Origin of the sequence: Fictibacillus phosphorivorans (assembly GCF_001629705.1) — a bacterium.
Taxonomy (GTDB): domain Bacteria; phylum Bacillota; class Bacilli; order Bacillales; family Fictibacillaceae; genus Fictibacillus; species Fictibacillus phosphorivorans_A.
The window spans coordinates 668,703-691,188 of sequence record NZ_CP015378.1 but is presented as its reverse complement, the minus strand read 5'-3'; the positions used below and the strand labels follow the sequence as shown (position 1 = coordinate 691,188).

Annotated in this window: 25 protein-coding genes; 8 read left to right on the top strand and 17 right to left on the bottom strand. The window is 38.7% G+C overall.

The window, feature by feature from the left end; genetic code table 11:
• Positions 1-23: 23 nt before the first annotated feature.
• Positions 24-341, bottom strand: coding sequence for a DUF3243 domain-containing protein (locus ABE65_RS03635; protein WP_066399706.1), 318 nt, complete (start codon positions 339-341; stop codon positions 24-26).
• Positions 342-558: 217 nt separating this feature from the next.
• On the opposite strand from ABE65_RS03635, the gene ABE65_RS03630 reads away from it, so the two are divergent.
• The gene (locus tag ABE65_RS03630) at positions 559-990 is read left to right on the top strand and encodes a ferritin-like domain-containing protein (RefSeq protein ID WP_066391396.1); all 432 of its coding nucleotides are present in this window, start codon (positions 559-561) and stop codon (positions 988-990) included.
• Positions 991-1,018: 28 nt separating this feature from the next.
• Here the strand turns inward: ABE65_RS03630 and ABE65_RS03625 are convergent, their stop codons facing one another.
• From ABE65_RS03625 to ABE65_RS03605, 5 genes are all read right to left on the bottom strand, one after another.
• Complete coding sequence (locus ABE65_RS03625; protein ID WP_330998116.1) at positions 1,019-1,792, bottom strand: EcsC family protein; 774 nt, start codon at positions 1,790-1,792, stop codon at positions 1,019-1,021.
• Between the two features lie 71 nt (positions 1,793-1,863).
• The gene (locus ABE65_RS03620; RefSeq protein ID WP_066391394.1) at positions 1,864-3,234 is read right to left on the bottom strand and encodes an FAD-binding oxidoreductase; all 1,371 of its coding nucleotides are present in this window, start codon (positions 3,232-3,234) and stop codon (positions 1,864-1,866) included.
• Between the two features lie 91 nt (positions 3,235-3,325).
• Positions 3,326-4,543 carry an ABC transporter permease gene (locus ABE65_RS03615; RefSeq protein ID WP_066391393.1) on the bottom strand — a complete coding sequence of 406 codons (1,218 nt, stop codon included), beginning with the start codon at positions 4,541-4,543 and terminating at the stop codon, positions 3,326-3,328.
• Positions 4,540-5,283 (bottom strand): ABC transporter ATP-binding protein, encoded by a 744-nt coding sequence (locus tag ABE65_RS03610; protein ID WP_066391392.1) that lies wholly within the window; start codon positions 5,281-5,283, stop codon positions 4,540-4,542. The genes ABE65_RS03615 and ABE65_RS03610 overlap by 4 nt, the downstream gene beginning before the upstream one ends.
• Before the next feature lie 63 nt (positions 5,284-5,346).
• A complete protein-coding gene (locus ABE65_RS03605; RefSeq protein ID WP_231887847.1) occupies positions 5,347-5,883 on the bottom strand; it encodes a PCYCGC domain-containing protein in 537 nt (178 codons plus the stop codon).
• A 760-nt stretch (positions 5,884-6,643) separates the two neighbouring features.
• Between ABE65_RS03605 and ABE65_RS03600 the strand changes: the two genes are divergently transcribed.
• The 3 genes from ABE65_RS03600 to ABE65_RS03590 all read left to right on the top strand — a co-directional run bounded on the left by ABE65_RS03600 (position 6,644) and on the right by ABE65_RS03590 (position 9,091).
• A complete protein-coding gene (locus ABE65_RS03600; RefSeq protein WP_066391391.1) occupies positions 6,644-7,072 on the top strand; it encodes an HIT family protein in 429 nt (142 codons plus the stop codon).
• Between the two features lie 303 nt (positions 7,073-7,375).
• Positions 7,376-8,455 carry a phosphoserine transaminase gene (gene serC / locus ABE65_RS03595; protein WP_066391390.1) on the top strand — a complete coding sequence of 360 codons (1,080 nt, stop codon included), beginning with the start codon at positions 7,376-7,378 and terminating at the stop codon, positions 8,453-8,455.
• A 117-nt stretch (positions 8,456-8,572) separates the two neighbouring features.
• Positions 8,573-9,091: a tryptophan transporter gene (locus tag ABE65_RS03590; protein ID WP_066391388.1), complete on the top strand. Its 519-nt coding sequence runs from the start codon at positions 8,573-8,575 to the stop codon at positions 9,089-9,091.
• Positions 9,092-9,114: 23 nt separating this feature from the next.
• Here the strand turns inward: ABE65_RS03590 and ABE65_RS03585 are convergent, their stop codons facing one another.
• The gene (locus tag ABE65_RS03585) at positions 9,115-9,540 is read right to left on the bottom strand and encodes a YkvA family protein (protein WP_066391386.1); all 426 of its coding nucleotides are present in this window, start codon (positions 9,538-9,540) and stop codon (positions 9,115-9,117) included.
• Positions 9,541-9,900: 360 nt separating this feature from the next.
• Between ABE65_RS03585 and ABE65_RS03580 the strand changes: the two genes are divergently transcribed.
• Both ABE65_RS03580 and ABE65_RS03575 read left to right on the top strand, forming a co-directional pair.
• Positions 9,901-10,182 carry a YtxH domain-containing protein gene (locus tag ABE65_RS03580; protein ID WP_066391383.1) on the top strand — a complete coding sequence of 94 codons (282 nt, stop codon included), beginning with the start codon at positions 9,901-9,903 and terminating at the stop codon, positions 10,180-10,182.
• 209 nt (positions 10,183-10,391) lie between these two features.
• Positions 10,392-10,973, top strand: a complete 582-nt coding sequence (locus ABE65_RS03575) for an HTH-type transcriptional regulator Hpr (RefSeq protein WP_066391382.1) — start codon at positions 10,392-10,394, stop codon at positions 10,971-10,973.
• On the opposite strand, the gene ABE65_RS03570 is transcribed toward ABE65_RS03575, so the two are convergent.
• Positions 10,964-11,305 carry a DUF1878 family protein gene (locus tag ABE65_RS03570; RefSeq protein ID WP_066391381.1) on the bottom strand — a complete coding sequence of 114 codons (342 nt, stop codon included), beginning with the start codon at positions 11,303-11,305 and terminating at the stop codon, positions 10,964-10,966. The two genes, ABE65_RS03575 and ABE65_RS03570, sit on opposite strands and share 10 nt — an antisense overlap.
• 132 nt (positions 11,306-11,437) lie before the next feature.
• Positions 11,438-12,016 carry a YpmS family protein gene (locus ABE65_RS03565; RefSeq protein ID WP_066391379.1) on the bottom strand — a complete coding sequence of 193 codons (579 nt, stop codon included), beginning with the start codon at positions 12,014-12,016 and terminating at the stop codon, positions 11,438-11,440.
• A gap of 100 nt (positions 12,017-12,116) precedes the next feature.
• Between ABE65_RS03565 and ABE65_RS03560 the strand changes: the two genes are divergently transcribed.
• Entirely contained in the window at positions 12,117-12,296 is a 180-nt protein-coding gene (locus ABE65_RS03560; protein ID WP_066391378.1) for a hypothetical protein, read from the top strand.
• A 173-nt stretch (positions 12,297-12,469) separates the two neighbouring features.
• Here ABE65_RS03560 and ABE65_RS21410 read toward each other — a convergent pair whose 3' ends face one another.
• Together ABE65_RS21410 and ABE65_RS21405 are read right to left on the bottom strand one after the other, a co-directional pair.
• Complete coding sequence (locus ABE65_RS21410) at positions 12,470-12,565, bottom strand: YjcZ family sporulation protein (protein WP_082861266.1); 96 nt, start codon at positions 12,563-12,565, stop codon at positions 12,470-12,472.
• A gap of 101 nt (positions 12,566-12,666) precedes the next feature.
• The gene (locus ABE65_RS21405) at positions 12,667-12,759 is read right to left on the bottom strand and encodes a YjcZ family sporulation protein (RefSeq protein ID WP_269148791.1); all 93 of its coding nucleotides are present in this window, start codon (positions 12,757-12,759) and stop codon (positions 12,667-12,669) included.
• 232 nt (positions 12,760-12,991) lie between these two features.
• On the opposite strand from ABE65_RS21405, the gene ABE65_RS03555 reads away from it, so the two are divergent.
• Positions 12,992-13,885: a peptidylprolyl isomerase gene (locus ABE65_RS03555; RefSeq protein ID WP_066391377.1), complete on the top strand. Its 894-nt coding sequence runs from the start codon at positions 12,992-12,994 to the stop codon at positions 13,883-13,885.
• Positions 13,886-14,186: 301 nt separating this feature from the next.
• Here ABE65_RS03555 and ABE65_RS03545 read toward each other — a convergent pair whose 3' ends face one another.
• The 6 genes from ABE65_RS03545 to ABE65_RS03520 form a co-directional block, all read right to left on the bottom strand.
• Positions 14,187-14,540 (bottom strand): sporulation YhaL family protein, encoded by a 354-nt coding sequence (locus ABE65_RS03545; RefSeq protein WP_066391374.1) that lies wholly within the window; start codon positions 14,538-14,540, stop codon positions 14,187-14,189.
• 64 nt (positions 14,541-14,604) lie between these two features.
• Entirely contained in the window at positions 14,605-15,915 is a 1,311-nt protein-coding gene (locus tag ABE65_RS03540) for an MDR family MFS transporter (protein WP_066391372.1), read from the bottom strand.
• A gap of 587 nt (positions 15,916-16,502) precedes the next feature.
• Complete coding sequence (yhaM, locus tag ABE65_RS03535; RefSeq protein ID WP_066391370.1) at positions 16,503-17,462, bottom strand: 3'-5' exoribonuclease YhaM; 960 nt, start codon at positions 17,460-17,462, stop codon at positions 16,503-16,505.
• Positions 17,463-17,566: 104 nt separating this feature from the next.
• Entirely contained in the window at positions 17,567-18,931 is a 1,365-nt protein-coding gene (locus ABE65_RS03530) for a HAMP domain-containing sensor histidine kinase (RefSeq protein WP_066391364.1), read from the bottom strand.
• A complete protein-coding gene (locus ABE65_RS03525; RefSeq protein ID WP_066391362.1) occupies positions 18,928-19,605 on the bottom strand; it encodes a response regulator transcription factor in 678 nt (225 codons plus the stop codon). The genes ABE65_RS03530 and ABE65_RS03525 overlap by 4 nt, the downstream gene beginning before the upstream one ends.
• Positions 19,606-19,625: 20 nt before the next feature.
• Complete coding sequence (locus tag ABE65_RS03520; RefSeq protein WP_066391360.1) at positions 19,626-22,481, bottom strand: ATP-binding protein; 2,856 nt, start codon at positions 22,479-22,481, stop codon at positions 19,626-19,628.
• Positions 22,482-22,486 lie beyond the last annotated feature (5 nt).

Below are 22,486 nucleotides of genomic sequence, written 5' to 3'. Positions count from 1 at the left end.
GTTGAGCAGCTTTTAAGGGTATTCTATTTAACAAGCTTAACTAACATGTGAGCAAGCTTATGACGCTCTTCTTGCTCTCCAACTTTCCATAGTTCTTTTAAGAGGTTCTCTTCTGAGTTACGAGGCTCCTCATGGTTAGCTAAGTAATCTGCTACTTTCTCTGCAGTTTTTGCAAGTGTTTCTTCGCTCATGCCCATCTTTTCACCGATTTGCACTTTCCCATGCAAGTAGCTCTTAAACTCTTCAAAGTTTGATAAGATCTCGTCTTTTTTGCTCTCACTCATACGGCTTGCTGTTTCTTCTACCTTACTCGTGTCAACGTTACGCTCTTCATCAACCATGTGTCTGCTATCCATTTTTGTTACCTCCTTAGATTTTGTATCACTTTTGTTCAACATTTGTTTCATGCATAATAGTCTTTTACCGATTTTTCCAATCCTTAAACCTTATTCTGCAGTTCCTGTTTTTTTTTAGTACGTCTTTCCTATAAATTTGGTTTATGGTAAAGGGAAAAGGGGAAGGATATCTCTGTAGAACAAGATTCAGGAGGTTATACAAATGGAAAAAGACTTACAAGCACTAATCGATGGACTAAATGAGGATCTTGCAAACGAGTACTCAGCAATCATTATGTACAACCATAATGCGGCTACGGTTTCTGGTTTGTACCGTCAAATTCTAAAACCTTTCTTCCAAAGTGAAATTGCTGATGAGCAAGGACATGCTCTATATTTAGCAGAAAAGATTAAAACACTTGGAGGTACACCGACTACTCAACCTAAACCCGTTAAACAAGTAGAGAGTGTTCGTGAAATGTTGGAAGAAGCTCGAAACGCTGAGGAAGATACGATCAGACGTTATGAAGAGCGCAAAGAGCAAGCATCTAACTTAAAATTAACTGAGCTTGTCGTTCAGTTAGAAGATATGATTGCCGATGAGACGAAGCATAAAGAGGAAATGGACCGCTTATTAAGCGACAGTCGTTTCTAATTCATCCCATTTTACAAGCACCCGCAATTTACTGCGGGTGCTTGTTGTTTATAATCCTTTTCTTTTTTTCATCTGTTAACAAACGCCATCTGAAACAATTTTTTGCCACATGACCTAAATCATCTAGAAAATGATAATTAGCGTACGCTCCAACAATTGCTCCCAACCCCGGGATCATCTGAAGCATTTTAATAAGATCGATATGATCTCGATAATCTTGCTGAAGTTCTTGCCAATTCATTTGGTTGATCGATTCAGGAGACTCCGGAAATTCTTGAATGGTCTCTTTCCAGGAGATTACCCTTTGATATGCCTCTTCTCGCTTGTGCGGATCAGAAAAAGCTAGTCGAAATACATGAAGGATAAAGATACGTTCTTTGTAATCTTTAACATCCAATCCATAAATACTAGCTGCTTCGAACAAAAACTTCATCTTAATTCCTAACAATAATGGAAAATCTGCAATGCCGAGCAAAATGCCTCCCGCACCTGTTCCCGCTCCTTCAATTGCTGCTGTTTTTTTATAGAAGGAAAGTCGATCTTCAAATTTATAATCCCGCTCTCGTAGATCTGCTGTAAACTTAATAGTTTTCTTAGTCGTATATTCAGAACCAATCAGAGTTGCTTTAATCATATGTTTCATACTTGATGTCATCACATCATGCACTTTTGGCGGTATTTTTTCGTTGATCTTCGTTTGAAGAGATTTTGTAGTTTTATTCCATAGTGAAGGCTGTTTACACATTTCTGTTTCCCATTTTTTAAGCTCTTCTCTTACTTTTTCTTCATAAGTGTCCATCATCTACCTCCCTCCTTTTATACGATTTTTATTAGTTTTTCGTTTCAATATTTTTAGCCCTCACATTATGAGTCCTACACAATCATATTTGCAGTCGGAATTCCTAGTGGGAATGTAAAAACGTTTTTGGGGTCATATTTTGTTTTCACCTCAATTAAACGTGGAAGGTTAACAAAATAACATTGTTCCAGCCAGTTATTAACACAATTATCATGAAAATTCACATAAGCTCCATCTGCATAAGGAAGTAGAGAATTCCTTAGACTTTCTACCCATCGTGTATTTATGTCTGCCTCACTCTCATTCTCCCATTTCGTAATATAAAGCAAACTGAACAATGCTTCTCTATGAACATAAGCCGTTTCAGTAGGTCCTATACAAGCTGCATTACCAGCTAGAGCTTGCAGCTGTACTTTATTCTCAATACTAGGGGAGTTTGATAGAAATTCTTTCAGTTTTTTTATCGCACTGATCGGTAACTGCCTTTTCGCAAAAGCACCTGTATTCTTAAAAGGATGTGCATCAGGATCACCATGGTTAACAGCGTACTCCATCATCCCTGGCATCATTCCTCCAAATATCTTAACAGCATCAATATATGGCACTTTTTTAACTTCAACTTCTTTTGGTGGAAAGGCGATTAATAGAGGCTCCAGCAACTTTTCCAGTTCATCCGTACTGCCAAGGAATTCTCCTAATGCACGCAACTCACCAATGTCTTTCGTTAAGAGATCAATAATGGCTGTCAACCTGACGTCTGTATGAGGAGCCCATTTTTGCCATGCATCCACCACTTTTTCAAACCCTTTAAAGTCCCATGTAATTTTAAAAATCGCAACATCATTAACAGGAACTACTTTAAACCGAAAAGATGTAACCACACCAAAATTCCCGCCACCACCGCCTCTTGATGCCCAAAACAAGTCTTCGTTTTTATGTTTATTAGCTATGATGATATTTCCATTTGCATCGACCATCTCCAGCTCCAGAAGCTGATCGATCAGCATCCCATAAGGTCGGGTTAGCATCCCCCACCCCCCACCAAGTGTAAGACCGGAAAGACCAACAGAAGGACACGTACCTCCTGGAATTGTGAAACCCTCCTCATACAATTTTTCGTACAGTGGAAAAAGCAGTGCCCCTGCACCAAGTACAGCCGTTTTTGTTTTCCGATCCACTTTTACTTCATTCAACTCGCTTATGTCTATTACTAAACCACCATCTAAGGATGAATAAGCTTCATAACTATGCCTTCCTGTGCGAATCCGAAACTTTACCCTCTTCTTTCTTGCCCAACGGATCGCGTTTGAAACATCCTTTGTGGTTTCACAAAAATTGATAATTAAAGGAAATAAGTTAAAACGAGTATTGAACTCTTCTCGTGCCAGATCATAATCAGGACTTCCTGGTGTTACTATCCTGCCTGTTAATCCATACGTATTCATGAGCCCCGCTCCCTTCCATAAAACTTATATGCATAAGCAATGAAAGATGCCCAAAATCTGTTTTCAAAAAAAACTTCCCAGCTATATAGAGCTAGGAAGTCAACGTAATGTGTTTTTTCGTCATACTAGGAAGTCGAACTATACTGTATAGGATTGCTACGACAGGCATTAGAATCGCGATCAGCCAGTCTCCAGAAAGGAACCCATAGAATAGGCCATAGAGTGCTCCTTGTATGATCAGTAAATATTTCAGCCAATTTTGAAAGGCTTTTATTCTTATTTCTTGTTTGATCGGATAGATCATGAATACAACATTCCATCTATACTGGGTGTAAAGGGTAAATAATTGCAGGGCAAACATTTGAAAGAACAAGAATACGACGATCAACTGCCACCATCCTGCAGGAATTAAATAAATGAACAAAAAACCAATTAAAATTAATCGTACATATAAACCCAAGTAATCACCAGAACGCACAAAGGTCTTCATATATAGAGCAGAAAGTGCATTCTTCTTTTTAAATGAGAAACTGGCTAAGCTGTTTAGCCACGGTCGCTTATGTACGGTCTGTTTTAAAGCTGGGACATCTGTAAAGTAATTGACGAATCTGTATCCCTTCATTTTTAAAGACTGTTCTTCCGCTAATAACATTTCCCACTGATAGCCATGCTGTTTCTTAAAAACACCGAAAACAAAGTTCTTTAACACGTACATGACCGCAAAAATAGCGATTAAGAAGAGATAAGCTTCATTAAATAGAAGATAGGCATACACAAAGTTTACAATGAACCTTAAGATTTTATAGTTCGTTTGATGACTTTTGTAAGGTAACCTTCTTTCTTCCCATGACACGTAGATGTTAAATACTTTTGCTGCGATCAAAAGGAATCCAAACGTGACATACATCTTCCATCCATCATGGATAAAGAATTGGACGATCGGCCAAAACAACGTAAATAGGAATAGAGTCGAAAAAGCGCCAGTTGCCGTTGCAGACGAGATCGCTTTTGAGAAATATTGTTTCATTCCTGATTCTACAGGGAGTAGAAAAACGAGATCTCCTTCTTTTAGCAATGTACGAATCGGACTTTTGGTCAACCAAACAGAAAATAGGATCGTTAATATAAAGACGGCAGGAAAATTCTCTGGAAGTGCTCGAAGAAGCTTAGCGTAATAAACACTTCCGATGACAATGAGCAAAATTAAGGAAACAATTAGTCCGCTGTTTCCCATTAAACTAAAATATTTCAGTGTCTGGGTAACGTGAGCATTGCGTCGTTTTGTCCATAATTTTTTTACATCGATCATGTGACTTTACCTCTTGCTACATAGAGATAGATCTCATCCAACGTTGCATTCTCTAGCCCACTTCTTACACGTAGTTCCTCTAACGTTCCGCTTAATACCAGCCTTCCTTCATGCATGATTAAAAAGCGGTCGCAATATCTTTCTGCCGTAGACAAAATGTGAGTCGACATCAACACGCCAGCACCGTTATTTCTAAATTTAACCATATATTCAAGAAAGGATTGAATACCTAATGGATCAAGACCAACGAACGGTTCGTCCACGATATATAACTTAGGTTCAACTAGAAGTGCACAAAGGATCATAACTTTTTGCTTCATCCCTTTTGAGAACTGACTCGGAAACCACTTGATCTTATTATCCATACGAAATTCTTCAAGTAAGGGACGGACACGTGTTAAGAAGGTTTGTTCTTCTAGTCCATATGCCATTGCTGTTAGCTCTAGATGTTCCCATAATGTTAGTTCTTCATAAAGTATCGGCATCTCTGGTATGTAAGTGAATTGACTTCGATAGTTTTCAGGTTCTTCCCGAAACGTCTGCCCTTCAATTTTAGAAGTACCTGACATAGGTTCCATAAGACCTAACACATGCTTGATGGTTGTACTTTTACCGGCTCCATTCAAGCCGATCAATCCTACTATCTCATTTTCTTTCACCGTGAAATCTAAGTGATGAATAACAGGCTGATTAGGAAGATACCCTCCTGTTAGATCTGTAACTTCAAGGATTGGTTTCATACAATACCTCCTTCTGCAATCCAGCATTTTCATTATTGTTTGCTATTTTCCTTCTTTTACACCTTATGAGGCAGGCATGGGTGTTGGTGTAGGTTCTGCATATCCTTCTTTGTATTTCTCATCGATCATGTTTCTGATCTCCACCGGTGTTTTCCCATCAGCAGAAGCGCTCATGCTGATCGCGGCGATCTCTAAACACGTACCACATTTTGTGCCATGATCATCCCATACGATTTTTCCATCTTCTTTGTTTTCGGAGACGAAGCAATCATAGTTGTCTTTATGACCCGCAGATTCACCACATCCACAAAAACAAGGCATTGATTCTAGCAGTTCTTTATATTTAGGAACTTCAGCATAAATAGCAGCGATCTCTTCGGGTTGCTTATCTAGAAATCCTGGCATTACATCCATTGAAGCAGTAAGTTCTTGAATATCACCGTTCGGCAGATGATTCTCATGTCCTTCATGAGAAGCTTCCTGTTTAGCGCTTGAACCCTCTTGGTCATTTTTATGCTCGTCTTCTGATGTATTCCCACACCCTGAGATGAGGAAGCTAACACCAATTGTCATTGTTAAAATAAGTTGTCTTTTTTTCACGGAGAATCCTCCTTTTTGTCATTCTTTCCTTATAATAGCTTAATTCACGTACCCTTTACCAATTTTATATGTATAACAAACAAGACTTCCTGGACAAGATATAAGAGAAGAAGGTATCCCCCCTTCTTCAGGGAGAAAGATGCAAGGTATTAGATTTTTTAAGATATGCTTTTCTTTAAGGAGATGGTTCTCTTGGACTATTTAGTGCTTGAGCAATTGCAGATTCTTATAATTGAGGTGCATGGCTAAAAAATCGTATTGTTTTGTTTTCGTGTTCTCCTTTCTTCTCTAACCTCTATAAGAAGAAGGGTTCTATTTTTTGAATAGGACCCTTCTTTTTTATTAACTGTTTTCGCAAATTTTATTGCTTTTGGAAGTGTTGATTTCCGTTCCAGGCTGCTCGCTTTCCTCGGGGCAGGCGCTGAGCCACATTCGTACGTTTCACTCTTAAGTGTCTCAGCTGCCTAGTTGTCGGGGCTGAACGAGCCACTTCCACTTTTCAATCTGCCCGCCTGTATGCTCCTTGCTCCTCCGTCTACCAGTTAATGCTAGCGGAGTAAGCTTCCTCGTCGCATGCCTTGCGAGATGCATTTCAGGTGGTAGGCACGCACCTTCCACTCCAATCAATTGTCAAAGGTGACAAGGAGTTAAAAAGCAACATTTTTTTTAGAAAGAGCCTTTTGATAAGATAAAAAGAATACATTATTTTTTAGGTTGATCATATGTGATATGATAAGAAAAAAAAAATGAGGTGAGCCACTTGTCCCACGATTCAAACTGCATTTTTTGTAAAATTGTTGCGGGAGAAATTCCATCCTACAAAGTGTATGAAGACGAAAACGTTCTAGCTTTCTTAGACATCAGTCAGGTAACAAAAGGACATACGCTGATCATTCCTAAAGAGCACTCCACAGATATTTTTGAACTGCCTGCAGAAACAGCAGCGAAGCTTTATTCTGTCGTGCCTAAAATTGCCTCTGGAATTAAACAAACGTTTAACCCGATCGGTCTGAACATCTTAAACAACAACGGTGAAGCAGCTGGACAATCTGTTTTCCATTACCACATGCACTTCATTCCACGTTACGGACAAGGTGACGGTTTTGGAGCAGTCTGGAAAACACAGGATACCCCTGCAGACAAAATGACTGAGATCGCTCAACATATTAAAGAGAACGTTAAAAACTAACGTTACATAATAAAACTGCCTTTTTTTAAAACTGGGCAGTTTTTTCATATTCTTTTTTGAACGATCTCTGTTGTCTTGAAAGCAGTTGATTTCCATTACAGGATGCTCGCTTTCCGGGGGGCGTGCGGTGAGCCACCTTGTCGCTTCGCTCTTAGGTGTCTCACCTGTCCCGCTCATCCCCCAGGAGTCTCGCACCTTGCACTCCAATCAACTTTTCAAAGAAGAATTTCTAGAAATTTTTAAAGCAGCCATTTTAAACCTGAATGCTATTTAAAAATATGAAACGTTTACAGGAGGAGAACAATGAAGCGCATCTATTTTCAAGCCGGACCTACAACATTGCCTAAAGAGGTCATGCAGCAAGCGAAAGAAGAATGGGATGATTTCTTAGGTACTGGGTTAAATATTATGGAGCATAGCCACAGGGGTTCTGAATATGAAGGCATCCATAACCAAGCGAAAACACGCATGAAACGTTTGCTCGATATCCCAGATACACATGAAGTATTGTTCTTACAAGGTGGAGCAAGTCTACAGTTCGCTATGATTCCCATGAATCTAATTCAAAGTGGAAAAACTGCAAAATACATACTCACTGGGTCATGGTCTGAAAAGGCATATAAAGAAGCTCAGAAAATCGGATCGTGTGAAGCCGTCGTTACAGGAAAAGACTCTGAGTATCGTGCCCTCCCAGAGATGAATTATGTTTCTAGCGAAAATGACGCTTATCTGCATATCACCTCAAACAACACGATCTATGGCACACAGTGGCCAGACTTACATGCATTCAAACATCCAAACCTTGTTGCGGACATGTCGAGTGATATTATGAGCCGGCCCCTATCCATTAAAGATTATGGATTAATCTATGCGGGTGCTCAAAAAAACCTAGGTCCTTCGGGAGTAACCGCCGTTATCATACGTAAAGATCTGCTACAAGAAAACAAATCGGTTCCATCCATCTTGTCGTATTGTGTTCATGCCAAAAATAATTCTCTTTATAACACCCCTCCTGTATACTCCATCTATTTACTAAACCTTGTACTAGGATGGATAGAAAAGTCTGGTGGTGTCGTCGAAATGGAAAAGAGAAATCACAATAAAGCACAAGTGATCTACGACGCGATCGATCAAAGCAACGGATTCTACAATGGATATGCGACACCTGAATCACGTTCGAACATGAATATTACATTTACGCTTGAAAGTGATGCGCTAGAAAAACAGTTCATTAAAGAAAGCGAAGAGAATGGAATTTATGGTTTAAAAGGTCATCGGTCAGTCGGAGGATTTAGAGCTTCGATCTATAATGCTGTTCCTCAAGAATCGTGTGATAGCCTGGCACAATTCATGAAGCATTTTCAGGAAAAATACGGAAAGTAGTTCACAAACCTTTTCAGTTGTACGCACATCTGTTAACATAAAGGTACTTTCGCATTAGGCCAAGAGGGCACTAATGGAAAGAAATTAGGCTAAGTGTAGCTGAGGAGAGATGAGAAAATGAATACGAATACTAAATCATTAGCTTTAACATCCGTACTTATTGCGTTAGGATATGTGTTTCACACTGTTGTACCACCTTTATTCTTTGGAATGAAGCCTGACCTATTACTCGTAATGATGTTTTTAGCCATTATGTTATCACCTACAAAACAAAACGTGATTATCGCAAGTATGGCAGCTGGTGTCATTTCTGCACTAACAACAGGTATGGCCGGTGGACAGATCGCCAATATTGTGGAGAAACCAATAACAGCTTTTATTTTTCTAGCAATGTTCTTATTAGCTAAAAAAGTAAAAGTAAATGCGATAAGCGCTGTTCTACTAACGGTAGTTGGAACGATTATCAGTGGTACACTATTCTTGATGGTCGCCATGCTCGTAGCAGGATTACCTGGTTCATTATTTAGCTTTATTGGAATGATTGTAGTTCCAACAAGCATTGTTAGTGGCTTAATCATGTTCTTTATCTACCCGATCGCAGAACGATTATCTAAACGATCGAACATAGTTGCATAATGATAAAAATAAAAAGCCAGCTCCTATGGAGTTGGCTTTATGTATTTATCCTCTTCTTCTTTTTCTTCTTCCCACGTCTGAAAAGCTGAAATCTCGGTTGATAACGTTGAAAAAATAAACGCCAGGACAGTGGCATCATCCAATAGTCCTGCTCCAATTAGAAAATCAGGTACTGCATCAATAGGACTAACAAAATACAGAAGTCCTGCGATGACTAATAGTAAAGATTTTTTGGAGACATCACGATAGTCGCCTTTTTTATATGACTTCACCATTCGAACTAATGCTTTTACTTGAGAGCCTAAGTTGCTTAAACCTTGTTTATCTGTCTGCGAACTTTTTTTCTCAGCTTCTGTAACGAGTTCACCCGTCTGAGTGGAGCTTTCGAGTACTGCATTCGCCTTTTCCTTCATTTTGTTAAAGTAGTTGCCGATTGTGTTTTGTTTCACCCCATATCCCTCCATTCTTTTTTATTATGTATACCCTCTTTTAAACTCCTTCGTCAATCATGAACCTTTTTTTCCTTTTTATTTATTTTATATTATCTTTCTCCAAAGTCAGTCAAATATCTTCTGTTTTAGACAAGTATGACATTTTTTTAACTGTACACCGTGTTTCTTTGTTTCTCATAATTTCCTGCTACATCAACGTTTTCAAATTTCGACCATTCTTCAAGTGCCTGTTTGTACATGTCCAAACATGACGAAATCTATCGGGAAATATTTTTATATTCGTCATTATTTTTCATAGGAATATACGAGAAATTCACGAATTCATTAGATAATAAAAGAATGAGGAGGAATTATAAGATGTCTAAACAAAAATCCATGGTAGTAGGTTTCGCATTAGGAACGGTGGTTACTGCAGCAGCTACTTTGCTTTCAACACCTAAAGCAGGTAAGGAAGTTAGAAAAGATCTGAAAGTAAATATGGATAAAATGAAATCAACGTTCTCCAGCATCAAGCGTGATGGCATTCAGCTACGAGCAAAGATCCGATTTGCTAATAAAGAAAAAGAAGAGGCTCTCCAAGAAACGGCTGCTTCTACCATTGAAGAAACACCTGAAGAAATGGAGCAAGAAATTAAATAATCTCAAAAAAATTCTCCCTTTTTGGAGAATTTTTTTCTTTACTCACGAACGTGGCAGAACACTTCCTTTTACACCATATCAGCAAAAAGTTATATAACTATTTTACTAAAAAATATGGAAAAATTGAAAAATTTTACTTTCTTATTATAGGAAATACTGGCATAATGAGGAATAGGATGTGTTTTATAAGATGGAGGGGCATTTTAAAAATGAACAAAGATCAATTATATAGTTTTCAAGAAGCCATGATCTATAGTCACAAACTTTCACAGATCAGTAAAGCTTTATGGAAAAGTGTAGAAAAAGACTGGCAAAATTGGATTAAGGATTATGGTTTAAACATCAACGAACACCATATTCTATGGATTGCTCATCATCTTGAGGGTGCATCAATCTCTGATATTGCAAAGTTTGGCGTAATGCATGTATCCACTGCTTTTAACTTTTCGAAAAAGCTTGAAGAACAAGGCTATCTAACATTTTCTAAAAAAGAAGATGATAAGCGAAATACATATATTTGTCTAACACCCAAAGGTGAAGAGCTTTTACTTCAAACATTGAATACGTATGATCCTTCAAAGTTTGGTGTTTTCAGTGCTTCTATGCCAATTAAAGAGTTATTTGGAAGATTTCCAGAGTTTCCGGAATTGATGTCAATCATCCGCAATCTTTATGGCGATGACTTTATGTCAATCTTCAATAAACTCGAAGAAAAGATCGAAGCATCATTAGATGATCAGCCTGCATCACCCGTGATAGCTGCTGAGGAAATTGCCTCTTCTCATTCGTAACGTACAGATAATTCATAAAGCTTCTCCATCAAAGAGATGTATTTTTCTTGTTGAAGCAAAGCAGCAATCGTTTCTCTCGGTGAAAGCTTTGGTGTTAACATGCCTGCAAAATGCAACAACAGCGGTGTGTAATGCACAAAGCCTTCTTCACTCTGCATTTCATATTTTCGTTGAAGCTCATCGCAAAGAAGGAAGACGTTATTCACTTCTTGCTCGGTGAGCTTTTTTTCCATGACCAGTCTAAAAAACGGATACGCTGTAAGATCGACACTCTCAATCGTTAGCTGATTATAAAATTCTAGTCGTTCTAGTCGTTCTTCCACCGTTTCCATACCAAACCCTGCTTTCTAGTCAATGTCTGTCTACAATAATTATAATCCAACTTTCTCCATTTGGGTATGAATAATTGAGGAAGAAAAATAAAAGCGCTTCTGCCCCGACCTGACCGGGTAGAAGCGCTTTTTTTAGTTTTTCGTATAGACTCCCAATTTAATAGAATTCTTCTTTAAATCAAATTCTTCCGCTTTGACTGCATAGCCTTTCTTTGTTGGCATTTCTGTCACTCTCATCAAAATGCTCTCATCTTTCGGATAGACATCCACCCATTCAGGAAACTGAACAGTCTTTTTGATCAGCGTAAATACTTCGTCACCTGGCAACGGGAAACGCCCCACCTGCATATCCTTTTCCTTCAATAGCAAATCTCCGTTATCAAGAACTTCCGGCTCAAATGTAACTTGATAGGGAAGCTCTTGATCAAACGCTATAAATGATCCGTTAAGCACGGCTTCATCATTGCGCAAATTAACATAGACGTTCACATCTGGCGCTTTTTTGCGGAGTTCTTTATTTAACAGATCTTCCACCTGTTCTTTTTCTGTATGTATGCTTAAGAGCTTTTGATTGTCTCGAATATCTGTATCTAGTGAACTACGATCTAAACGGCCACCAGAAGGATCACTAAAAAGCATAACGGCTATAGCAATCGGTATGATTAAAAATAGAAGCAATAGTGTAAAAAAGGCCATTCTCCATTTATTCATAAGTTTCTCTTCCTCTCTCATCTCTTAGAAGTTATTTTCCTATTCATATTCCACATATTTTGGTAAAGTTAAACAAGTAGTTCATGTTGGAGGTTTTCATATGGCAGGCTATATCTTCGTTTTTTTGGCACCAATCTTTTTATTCGTATTTAATTCACTCACTCACAAGTTATGTGACAAAAAGAACTTGTCCTCAAAACAGCAAGACTCTGTTTATCGAACGATTAACGTATCTATTACCATTCTGCTCATTTCTTCCTATGTTTCAAACGTTCTATAAAAAATATAAAAAGGGGGAAGCTAGATTGCATTCCCCCTTGAGTAACCGTACCATACACATGCTGCACCTTTTGATCAAGAGTAGTAAAACACACATTAACGAAACTGCTTATAAACGTCAAGCCTGATCAGTCCCCCTTCATAAGAAAAGGTCCTGCTTAGCCGTCATTTATTTTAGCAGAAACATGCAGCACCTACGATAATCAAAAGAATAAACAACACAACAATCAATGCGAAGCCTTTTCCATGCCCGTATCCACCGTAACCCATGAAAGCCACCTCCTTTGATATTCTGTACACTATCCTATGCATGACCCGTTATACACGCATAGGCATTCGCCCTTTTCATTCATTTAAATTTTTATTCACCATCAATAGCAGTAACAAGCTCCAATAATGATGAGAAGGATAAAAAGAACTAAGATTAGTGCTAATCCTCCCCCATGACCGTAACCATAACCCATCATCATACCTCCCTTTTCTTTCTCCATATCATATAGTGATACGCCCTATTGTGATTAGACGAATGACCCGGTTTTTTAAATTTTTTTATTAAAATCGTGTAGAATACCCGAAAATACTGGATTTATAATGTGTAAATTTTCTCATATTTCATTTATTGAATAGGAATACCCATAACGTTTATGCTATAGTAAGAGTTGTTAAATTATTACTTCACAGTAGGAGTGTTTGAAAATGAAAAAATGGATGTTATCAATTGGACTCACAGCGGGACTAATTTCATTATCCGCTTGTAATAATGCTGGTGGTGCTGATTCAGAAGCCATCGTAGAATCTAAAGCAGGAGATATTACGAAAGAGCAATTCTACAATAAGATGAAGGAACAGTACGGGGATCAAGTTCTTAATCAAATGATCGACGAAATGGTGCTTGAAGATAAATATAAAGTAACAGACAAAGAGATTGAGAAAGAAACAGATAAGATCAAAGAAGAACTTGGTGGCGAGGATGCTTTCAAACAAGCGCTTGAGCAAAACGGATTATCTGACGAAAAACAGCTAAAAGAACGCATCAAATCTATGCTCTTAAATGAAAAAGCAGCAACAGAAGGCGTTAAGATTTCTGAAGCTGAAATGAAGAAAACATTTGAAGAAAAGTACAAAACAGAAGTTAAAGCAAGCCACATTCTTGTAGATGATGAGAAGACAGCAAAAGAAGTTCAAAAGAAATTGAACGAAGGTGGAGACTTTGCTAAATTAGCAGAAGAATACTCTAAAGACCCTGGTTCGAAATCAAAAGGTGGAGACCTTGGCTTCTTCGGTAAAGGCGCAATGGTTCCTGAGTTCGATAAAGTTGCTTTTACCCTTGAAAAAGGAAAAACAAGTGACCTGGTTAAATCTGAATATGGTTACCACATCATTAAAGTAACGGACAAGCGTGAAAACAAGTTCGAAGACAAGAAAGAACAGATCGAACAAGAGCTTAAGCAGCAAAAAGCGAAACCTATCACTGAAATCTTAGAAAAGCTGAAGAAAAAAGCAGATGTTCAAGTAAAAGATAAAAAATTAAAAGAACAAATGGAAAAGAAAGCTGAACAACCTCAAATGCCACAAATGCCTCAACAATAATGGCATGAAATATGAAATATGAAATATGAAAACCAGACCCTTGATGGGGTCTGGTTTTTGTTTTGTACTTATGCAGAAGGCTATGGGGGATATAATTGGATGCAATAGCCACAGAGAAGTTACAGTTCACATAAAAATTGTGGCGAATCACATAAAAATTATGGTAAATCACATAAAAAATACAAGTCATCACATAAAAAAGGCAGACCATCAAATAAAAATGAAAACATCAGCCAAACATGTCTACTCTAAAAAGACAGAACAATAAAAGACCTGCTCTTTGCAGGCCTTTTTCTTCATTCTACAGACGATTTTGATTTGAGTCATCATGGTAATGATCTTCATCCCCTGCTGCTGCAACTAAATCCTCTGCATCGTCATCTTCAGCGGAAGGTTGAGCTGATTCCTGAGCCTTCGCTCTCTCGATACGCTCCATATATACTCTGCCTTCTTCTTCAATCACTCTTTGTTCAATTTCTCGATCTTCTTGGAACAATGTAACGATTCGATAACCGCTATAGATAATGCCGCAAAGCACGAAATACACCCACCATGGAGTCATAGTAAAGAAGTTGCCCACTCCAGCTGAATATTCTTTTAACACAAATGCAGCTATGAGTATAGCACCGAAAAATAAAGCAGCGTATCCTTTCATCGATTAACTCCCCCTTATTAGACAAGCTTTTAATTCAGTCTATGAAGGGTGATAAGAAGTTATGTCATGAAAGTGCAGGTTTAGCTTTAGATTCTGTTTCCGATTTGTGGGACTCCACTTTTTTATCAAATGCTCGAAACATCAAGTAATAGAGCCCAGCACTCATTACCGCTAATACGAATAGAAGATAAAACGTATTCTCAAAACCAATCCACATTGTTAATGGAATAGAGATCGGTGCGATCGTACGTCCGATTGTAAAGCGCAGACCTGCTGCTGCAAAGTATTGCCCTCTCATGTTTTCAGGAGCAAGCTTAGAAATAAAACTTTCTTGAATTCCAACTACCATCAGCTCAGCCGTTGTAAAGATGACCATCGCGGCAAAAAGAATCCACATCATTGTCGTACTTCCGAATACAAGCATCGACACACCGTATAGAAGTGCTGAAAGGATAAAGACCCTTCCTTCTTTAAAACGATTCATCCATTTAGCCATCCAAACTGTACATAAAGCTACCATCAGTCCGTTAAGCGAGATCAGATAACCAAACACCTTTTCACCGGTTAACGAAATGTCCCAATTGCCAATGGCGAAAAGCGATTGCTCTGGTACTTTTTCCGTTGTATACACAGCTAGGAGTAGATCCATTTGCATGAAAGTCTGAGCTACAAGAATACCCGCTAAAATAAAGAGCAAGAATAACTTATCACTCGCGATCACTCGATAGTCTTTCAACTGTTCCCCGATCGCTTGGAACCAATTCTTATCAGTTCCTACTTGTTCTAATACTTCTTTCTTTACCGGAACTGTTTCACGAATGTACTTCGCTAACACGACAGCTAACACAACACTTACGAGCAAACATGCTAGCAATAGTTCAAAACGGTAAGAGAAAAAGAAGATACTTCCTAATACCGGTCCAAACACCACCGATATATTGATCGATGTGTAGAATACGGCAAACACTTCACTTCTATGCTTTTCTTCTACAACATCTGCGATCATCGCATGACTTGCTGGCCAATAAAGAGAACCAAACAATCCTAACGCTGAAAAGGCTATGAACGTTAAGATCGGCGAATCCATCCACGGCGAGTTAGCCAAACAGAAAAAGATAAACGTTATTGCCTGCCCCCACGCCGAAATGACCATCATCTTTTTTCTTCCATATTTGTCCGCACAATAGCCACCTACAAGGTTAGTAATGACACCTACAACTTGTGACAGGACCAATAATATACCAGCCGTAGTTTTCCCCATCTCATCCGAAAAATAAATCGCCATAAACGGGAAGAACATCCAAAATAATAGATTTACAAAAAATTCTCCAATTAAACGAACCTTTAGATTAGCATCCCAATCTTTCCATCTCATGCTGTTCACTTCTTCCTTCTAGTAATTTCCGACACTGTTGATTTCTCTGATCTGACTTTTGAGCAGTCACTTTCATAAGCAAGCCGTGAATACAGCAATTTTCCAATGAGAGCATAGAAAAAAGCCTATGAGTATACACAGTCACATGTGCATACCATAAGCTTTTCGTTAAAAAGGCTCGGGATGACACATGGAAAGATTGCTCAAAAGTAGGTAGATCGCATAGCAAAATAAGCCTCCCTAAATGGGACTAGACGTTATTTAGCTTGCTTTCTTACCTTACTTTGAACAATGCTAACCATGAGTCATTGCCTCCTAAAATTTCGTTTCTTAACTTCCAATTCCAAATTTACCATATCTCCCATTTTTACACAATGGGATAATTTTATTAATCTTGGTGCTTCGTTGTCCTTGTGAGTTGTTGATTTCCGTTTCAGGTTGCTCGCTTTCCGCGGGGCAGGCGGTGAGCCACATTCGTACGTGTCACTCTTAAGTGTCTCACCTGCCCACCTGTCCCGCAGGAGTCTCGCACCTTACACTTCAATCAACTGTCAATGAAGACATCTAAAATCCTTTAGAAGCGCGCATTAATTTTTAGCAAACTCCCCTTGGAACAACGGTTTATATAACGATCTATTTTCTAGAGCAAACTGCTTATCTGTAAATTCTCCAGGCTGTACCTTTTCGAGAGCACGGTCCATCATATTCATTCTAGCATCAAAATTATCAATCATATGAAGGATCTCTGCTTCACGAATTAAAGGTGCTTTAGGGCTTCCCCACTCAGGTTTACTATGGTGACTTAAAACAAGATGCTGAAGGACTGTTACTTCTTCTCCTTCAATCTCTAACTCGTCTGCCGCCTTACCGATCTCGTTGACCATAATTGTAATGTGACCGAGAAGCTTTCCTTCGAGTGTATAAGACGCAGCAACTGGTCCTGACAGCTCGATGACTTTTCCAAGGTCATGCAGGATGATACCTGAATATAGAAGATCCGTATCTAGAGATGGGTAAAGTTTGCTGAACGCTTTTGCCATATCCAACATGGATACAACATGAAAAGCAAGACCAGATACAAACTCATGGTGGTTCTTAACCGCTGCAGGGTATTCCAAAAACTCAGCTTGATGTTTCTTTAACAAGTGTCTAGTGATTCTTTGGATATTTGGATTCTTCATCTCAAATATGTATTTGGTGATTGTTTCTACCATCGCGTCTTGGGATAGCGGAGCTGTTTCTAGGAAATCACTAACCTTAACACCATCTAGTTCCGTTGCAGGGCGAATGGCTTTAAGTTTCAACTGCATTTTTCCTCTGTAGTTCCCCATCTCACCAGCTAGTTTTACGATAGCTTGAGCTGCGTAGAGCTCTTCATCTTCTGGTGAACTATCCCATAGTTTTGCCTCCACATCACCTGTTGTATCTTGTAGGATTAGCGTCAAGAATGGTTTACCATTACTTGCTGTTCCTTTTACAGATGATTTGATAAGAAAGAAACCGTCTACGATTTCTCCTACCTTATAAAATGCAAGTCCTTTTTTCATCTTTCACCCCGCCTTTCTTTGCTTTAGTATAGCATATCCGTCTATTTAACTACTTGTCATAACACTGAATTGGTAAAATTTAAGACTCGTGTATGATTCTCCTATTAACCTTTTCTTTTAAGGCTAGTAATTGGAATCTTAATCTGAAAAGCTACCCCTTCTGCTCTATTCTCGGCAACTACTTTTCCTCCATGCAATTCCGCAATTCTTTTTACGATAGCAAGACCCAGTCCAAATTGACCTTTATTGCCCTTACGGAACGGTTGGAAGATCTCTTCTCCTGTTACACCAGTAAGACGTTCTCCATCATTAAACACTTCAATAACACATTCAGATCCGTTATTAAAAGCGGAGAGGCGAATCGTCTGATGTGCATAGCGCAAGGCATTCTGAACTAAATTATCAAGCAGGATGCCCCATTGCTCTTTATCACCATTCAGATTGTAATGGTTACCTGTAATCTTAAAATCGATATCTTCACGCTGATATCTGAACCGCTCTACAATATCTTCTGCTAGATCACCAAAGTTAAAGTTCTCTTTTGTTAATACATCAAGTTTCATAGCATCAAGCTTTGTATAATACAGCATGTTTTGAACACGCTTTTCCATTCTTTCGGTTTCTTTTAAGATCACGTCCATCATATCTTCCGTTGTATCCTTCGGCATGATGCCATCTTTCACAGATTGAGCGTAACTCTTAATCGTCATAATCGGTGTTTTTAATTCATGAGAAGCATGTTGAATAAACGTTTTTTGTGCATGGTCATGTCTTAACAAGTTTTGACGCATCTCTTCAAACTGTTTGGAAAGGATATAAAATTCATCATCTCCCTTCCAATGAAACGGCTCTTGCCAGTTACGTTTAGCGATTTGTTCGAACCGCTTTCCTAAGATGGTGAGTGGTGAACGCAAATATCGTGCTAACCAAATCGCAGGGATGATAGAGAAAATACCTGTAAACAACAAAATCAAAACAAGCCTTAGCCATAATCGGTTAACCATTTGATCGCGATACGTATCCCACATATAGGAGATTAAATACACCTTTTCGCCTTTTACGTTGGTCTTTGTTGTGATTGCATAAAATAAGGTCGCATCTTCATACGTTAGCTCGTAACGTCCTTTATTCTTCTTTTGTTTGTATGCTTTTTCAGCCATCTCATAAAGAACTTCTTCAGGTACAGGATCACCTTGTGAGTTGGCATACTTGTCAACAATCACTACATGTCCAACATCACGAGCAGCATTCCTTCTTTCAATAAAATCAGTTGGAGATTCCCCTTCTCTAGGAAGCTGATTGTTGGGATCCCATACATTCTGCTGCTCGTTCTCTATGATTCGATACGTTTCTTCAGTCAGCGTATCTTTAATGGAAAGTGGATAGATGATCGCCGTTAATAGGCCTATCGTAAATATCAGCAGCCCGAATGAAAGCCAAATCCGCTGAGTTAGGTTTAAGCGAATCATGACGGTATGATCCTATAACCAGCTCCGTAGACGGTCTCTAAGTTCAATCGAGGCATCTTCTTACGCACGCGTCTGATTACATCATCCACCGCACGTTCAGAACCGAAATAATCATCGCCCCACACATATTCTAAAATCTCTTCTCGCTTACGGGATTTCCCTTTGTTCTCAATCAAATAAAGAAGAACATCGATTTCTTTTCCTGTAAGATTGATCATCTCTCCATCACGTGTGATCTTTCTAGAGATCGGATCGATTATATATCCTGTAATTTCAATGGTTTGAGGTAAGCGGTTACCGGTTTCATAGATTCTCGTTAACAATTTTCTTACGCGAATAACGAGTTCTCTTGGCATGAAAGGCTTAGCTAAGTAGTCATCGCTGCCTAACTCAAGCCCTACGATACGATCTAAATCTTGGTCTCGAGCGGAAACAAAAATAACAGGGATATCTGAAGTCTTTTTGATCTCTTTAATAATTTCATAGCCATCCATACCTGGTAGCATAATATCTAAAATCCATAGATGAGGCTTCTTCTCTTCAGCACTCTTCAAAGCATCTTCCCCATTGTGAAAAACGGAAACGCTCCATCCCTCTTTTTCCATGTAAGCTTTCAGCACTTGAGCAAGATCTTGTTCATCTTCAACTAAGTAAATGGAATACTCATTTGACATGAGCCACTCCCCTCCTTTGGTTACATTTCAGCGATAACAGATTGATGTGGCCAATGTATGACAGGAACTGACGGAACCATAGATGCAATATGTTTATGACAGGTAAAGAACAAGACCTGCCGATCTAACGCCGTTTCTTGTATCAGTTGCAGTGTTCGCTTTGTCCTTAACTCATCAAAGTTAACCGCAATATCGTCCATTAAAATCGGGAAGTCTCTTGGTCCAGCATGGTAAGCTACTGCCAACCTGATAGCCAAATACACCTGTTCAGCAGTACCTCGACTTAACTCATGCGGATAAAAACCTATACCCTCCCCATTTAAAACCATTAGTTCATTTTTGTCTGTAAATGTAATTAATTGATATTCACTTTCTGTTATTTTACTAAAATAAACACTAGAAGTCTCTAAAACCGCTGGCAGCTTTGTTTTTTGATAATCTTCCTTAACTTTTGAAAGTGCATGCTGTGCTAGGCGTAAGCTTGCCCACTTCTTCACCAATGCGTTCCACTCTTCTTTAAGCATCTCGTATTGATGCAGGTTCTCAGAGTAACTGCCATCTTCAAGCAATTTACCTAATTCCCAATCCAGTTTGCCTTTTGCTTCAAGCTTCTCATCATACTCTTTTTGCTTTTCTTTCACCTTTTCTTCCAGGACCGAAATATGATGAAGTGTGTTTTCAAGTTGTACCGTTACTTTCTCTGCCATTGCTACGATTTCATCTTTTGCAAACCCTAACGATATGAATTGATTATAAACCGTTTCACGTTCTTCTTTTAACTTGCTATACCGTTCCTTGTTCTTTCCTTTCACATAAAAGTCAGCTTCGTTGCTAACTTTAGCCATATTCCATAGACTTTGAATCTGATCACCTAAATAAGAAATCTTTTTCTGGAGCTCATCTTTCCGCTCGAGAAGTTCTTTTTTGTTTTGCTGAATGTGTTCTATTCGTGATTGATTTTTGAGTTGTTTCTCCAATTCGGCATAACAAGAGTTGATCCAGCTTTTTGTATCTTCTTGGGGTTCTTCTCCTAATTCAAGAGATAATAAAGAAGCCTTCTTCTCATAATTCCTTTGTTTAAACGCTATATCCTGTGCTTTATTCTCTGCTTCATTTCGCTGTCTAAACAACTCTTTAAGCTGAAGCACTCGTTTCATATAACCGGATACAAACAGAAGATCCAACTTCCCTCTGTATCCGTGATCAGACGCCCAGCGTTTCGCACGTTCCCAAACAGATGCTTCTTCCACCTCTAAATAATCCAGCCGTTTAGCAAGCTGTACATAAATGTTGTTTTCGTTAGATAGCTGGAGAGAGAGTTCCAGCCATTGTTTCCTGTTTACTTCATCTTCTAACAAGCGTTGATGTACGTGTTTTGGAACCTCTTCACCAGACTGATTCCCCTTTAGATACAGAACAATCAGCACTAGCGATATAATAAGTAGCAGCACTCCTGCAAACATGACAGGAGGATGGCTTGAAACCCAACCCGACCATAAAAGTAAGATAGAAGAGAGAATGGGTAATAGCGTTGTGTAGAAAGGGGTCTTCCGAGTTTCTTTTTGATTGGAGTTCTGATATTTTGCATATTCGTCTTCAGAAAGAAGGTTCTTTTTGTGTTTTGCTTCTTCTGCTTCTAACCGCTCCAATTTCATTCTAGAATCTTCTAGCTCGTCTTCTAACCTACCTTTTTTATCTTGAATCTGTTCATTCTGTCTGATCAAATCTTCTAGATGATGAAGCGATGATAAAGAAAGTGAAAGTTTCGTAAGTTGCTCCTCAGACCAGGTCTCACCGATTTCATCAAAAAGTTCTATTTCTTCTTTCCTTATTGCCTGTATGTGGCGTTTTAGCTCTTGAAGCTGATTGAGTAGATGTTCATATTCAGGAAGGTAATTAAACAAACGTTTAATCTCTGTCTCATACCTTACAATATTTTCATTACTTAAAATGGAGCCGAGCTCAGCTTCAGCATCTCCAATACGGCTATCCCCGTAGGTTAAGTCACTTTTCAAGCGTGAAAATTCTTTTCGTAGCTCCTCGTATTGTTGAAGCCCGTTCTCTGGAAAAGATGTTGGTTCATCATCAAAGGAGCGAATTTCAACATCAAGCTGTTTGTACTTTTGCAATACTGGCTTTAATTCAAGCAATCTCTTGTAGGAGAGAAGTTCGGTTTGAACCTCTGTTAGTTTTTGTTTAATTCCCTCTAGATCCTTTTCTTTGCCGACTTTCTCGTTCGTTAACGCTTGATAACTTTCATTTTTTTCTTTTAACAGTTGAAGTGATTTTGCTGATGAAGACAGTTGTTCTAACTTTTCATTAATGATTGGTTTTTTGCCTGCTTTTTTAAATAATAAGGCTTGTCTCTTTTCAAAGGTCTGTTCGATATCGAGTAGATCACGATCACCTGAAATCGCGGTACTCAATAAAAAATTGCCAAGTTCTTCTGATGATAACTTATCTAATTTCTGTAACCCATCCAGTCCAAAGCAAAAAGCACCTGTATATAAAGATTGTTCCATTCCGTCCAACAACTGTAGCAGAAATGCCTCATCTTGCTGTTGCCCATTTTCATCATAAAGCGTGAGATCTCCGGTTACAGTTGAACGTGTAATTCTCTCAATGGTCCACTTTCCGTGTACTTGATGGTGAATGGTAATCTTACCACCCATTCTGTTTCCGTCTTTCGGTTCATAGCGTCGTTGGTTTTGAGTTTTTGTAGGAAAGCCGTAGAGCATACATTTGATAAAGTCCATTAGTGTTGTTTTTCCGGCTTCGTTTTCTCCGTAAAGAATCTGCAGCCCTTTATCTTCGACGGATATTTTGCAATCCTTTAACCCGCCGAAGTGATAGATATGAAGAGAAACCAGTTTCATTTTTT

Excerpts from the sequence above, each read along its gene's own strand:
- ABE65_RS03635 (WP_066399706.1), bottom strand. The coding sequence starts at position 341 with ATGGTTGATGAAGAGCGTAACGTTGACACGAGTAAGGTAGAAGAAACA.
- ABE65_RS03630 (WP_066391396.1), top strand. The coding sequence starts at position 559 with ATGGAAAAAGACTTACAAGCACTAATCGATGGACTAAATGAGGATCTT.
- ABE65_RS03625 (WP_330998116.1), bottom strand. The coding sequence starts at position 1,792 with ATGATGGACACTTATGAAGAAAAAGTAAGAGAAGAGCTTAAAAAATGG.
- ABE65_RS03620 (WP_066391394.1), bottom strand. The coding sequence starts at position 3,234 with ATGAATACGTATGGATTAACAGGCAGGATAGTAACACCAGGAAGTCCT.
- ABE65_RS03615 (WP_066391393.1), bottom strand. The coding sequence starts at position 4,543 with ATGATCGATGTAAAAAAATTATGGACAAAACGACGCAATGCTCACGTT.
- ABE65_RS03610 (WP_066391392.1), bottom strand. The coding sequence starts at position 5,283 with ATGAAACCAATCCTTGAAGTTACAGATCTAACAGGAGGGTATCTTCCT.
- serC (WP_066391390.1), top strand. The coding sequence starts at position 7,376 with ATGAAGCGCATCTATTTTCAAGCCGGACCTACAACATTGCCTAAAGAG.
- ABE65_RS03590 (WP_066391388.1), top strand. The coding sequence starts at position 8,573 with ATGAATACGAATACTAAATCATTAGCTTTAACATCCGTACTTATTGCG.
- ABE65_RS03580 (WP_066391383.1), top strand. The coding sequence starts at position 9,901 with ATGTCTAAACAAAAATCCATGGTAGTAGGTTTCGCATTAGGAACGGTG.
- ABE65_RS03575 (WP_066391382.1), top strand. The coding sequence starts at position 10,392 with ATGAACAAAGATCAATTATATAGTTTTCAAGAAGCCATGATCTATAGT.
- ABE65_RS03570 (WP_066391381.1), bottom strand. The coding sequence starts at position 11,305 with ATGGAAACGGTGGAAGAACGACTAGAACGACTAGAATTTTATAATCAG.
- ABE65_RS03565 (WP_066391379.1), bottom strand. The coding sequence starts at position 12,016 with ATGAATAAATGGAGAATGGCCTTTTTTACACTATTGCTTCTATTTTTA.
- ABE65_RS03560 (WP_066391378.1), top strand. The coding sequence starts at position 12,117 with ATGGCAGGCTATATCTTCGTTTTTTTGGCACCAATCTTTTTATTCGTA.
- ABE65_RS21410 (WP_082861266.1), bottom strand. The coding sequence starts at position 12,565 with ATGGGTTACGGTGGATACGGGCATGGAAAAGGCTTCGCATTGATTGTT.
- ABE65_RS21405 (WP_269148791.1), bottom strand. The coding sequence starts at position 12,759 with ATGGGTTATGGTTACGGTCATGGGGGAGGATTAGCACTAATCTTAGTT.
- ABE65_RS03555 (WP_066391377.1), top strand. The coding sequence starts at position 12,992 with ATGAAAAAATGGATGTTATCAATTGGACTCACAGCGGGACTAATTTCA.
- ABE65_RS03545 (WP_066391374.1), bottom strand. The coding sequence starts at position 14,540 with ATGAAAGGATACGCTGCTTTATTTTTCGGTGCTATACTCATAGCTGCA.
- ABE65_RS03540 (WP_066391372.1), bottom strand. The coding sequence starts at position 15,915 with ATGAGATGGAAAGATTGGGATGCTAATCTAAAGGTTCGTTTAATTGGA.
- yhaM (WP_066391370.1), bottom strand. The coding sequence starts at position 17,462 with ATGAAAAAAGGACTTGCATTTTATAAGGTAGGAGAAATCGTAGACGGT.
- ABE65_RS03530 (WP_066391364.1), bottom strand. The coding sequence starts at position 18,931 with ATGATTCGCTTAAACCTAACTCAGCGGATTTGGCTTTCATTCGGGCTG.
- ABE65_RS03525 (WP_066391362.1), bottom strand. The coding sequence starts at position 19,605 with ATGTCAAATGAGTATTCCATTTACTTAGTTGAAGATGAACAAGATCTT.
- ABE65_RS03520 (WP_066391360.1), bottom strand. The coding sequence starts at position 22,481 with ATGAAACTGGTTTCTCTTCATATCTATCACTTCGGCGGGTTAAAGGAT.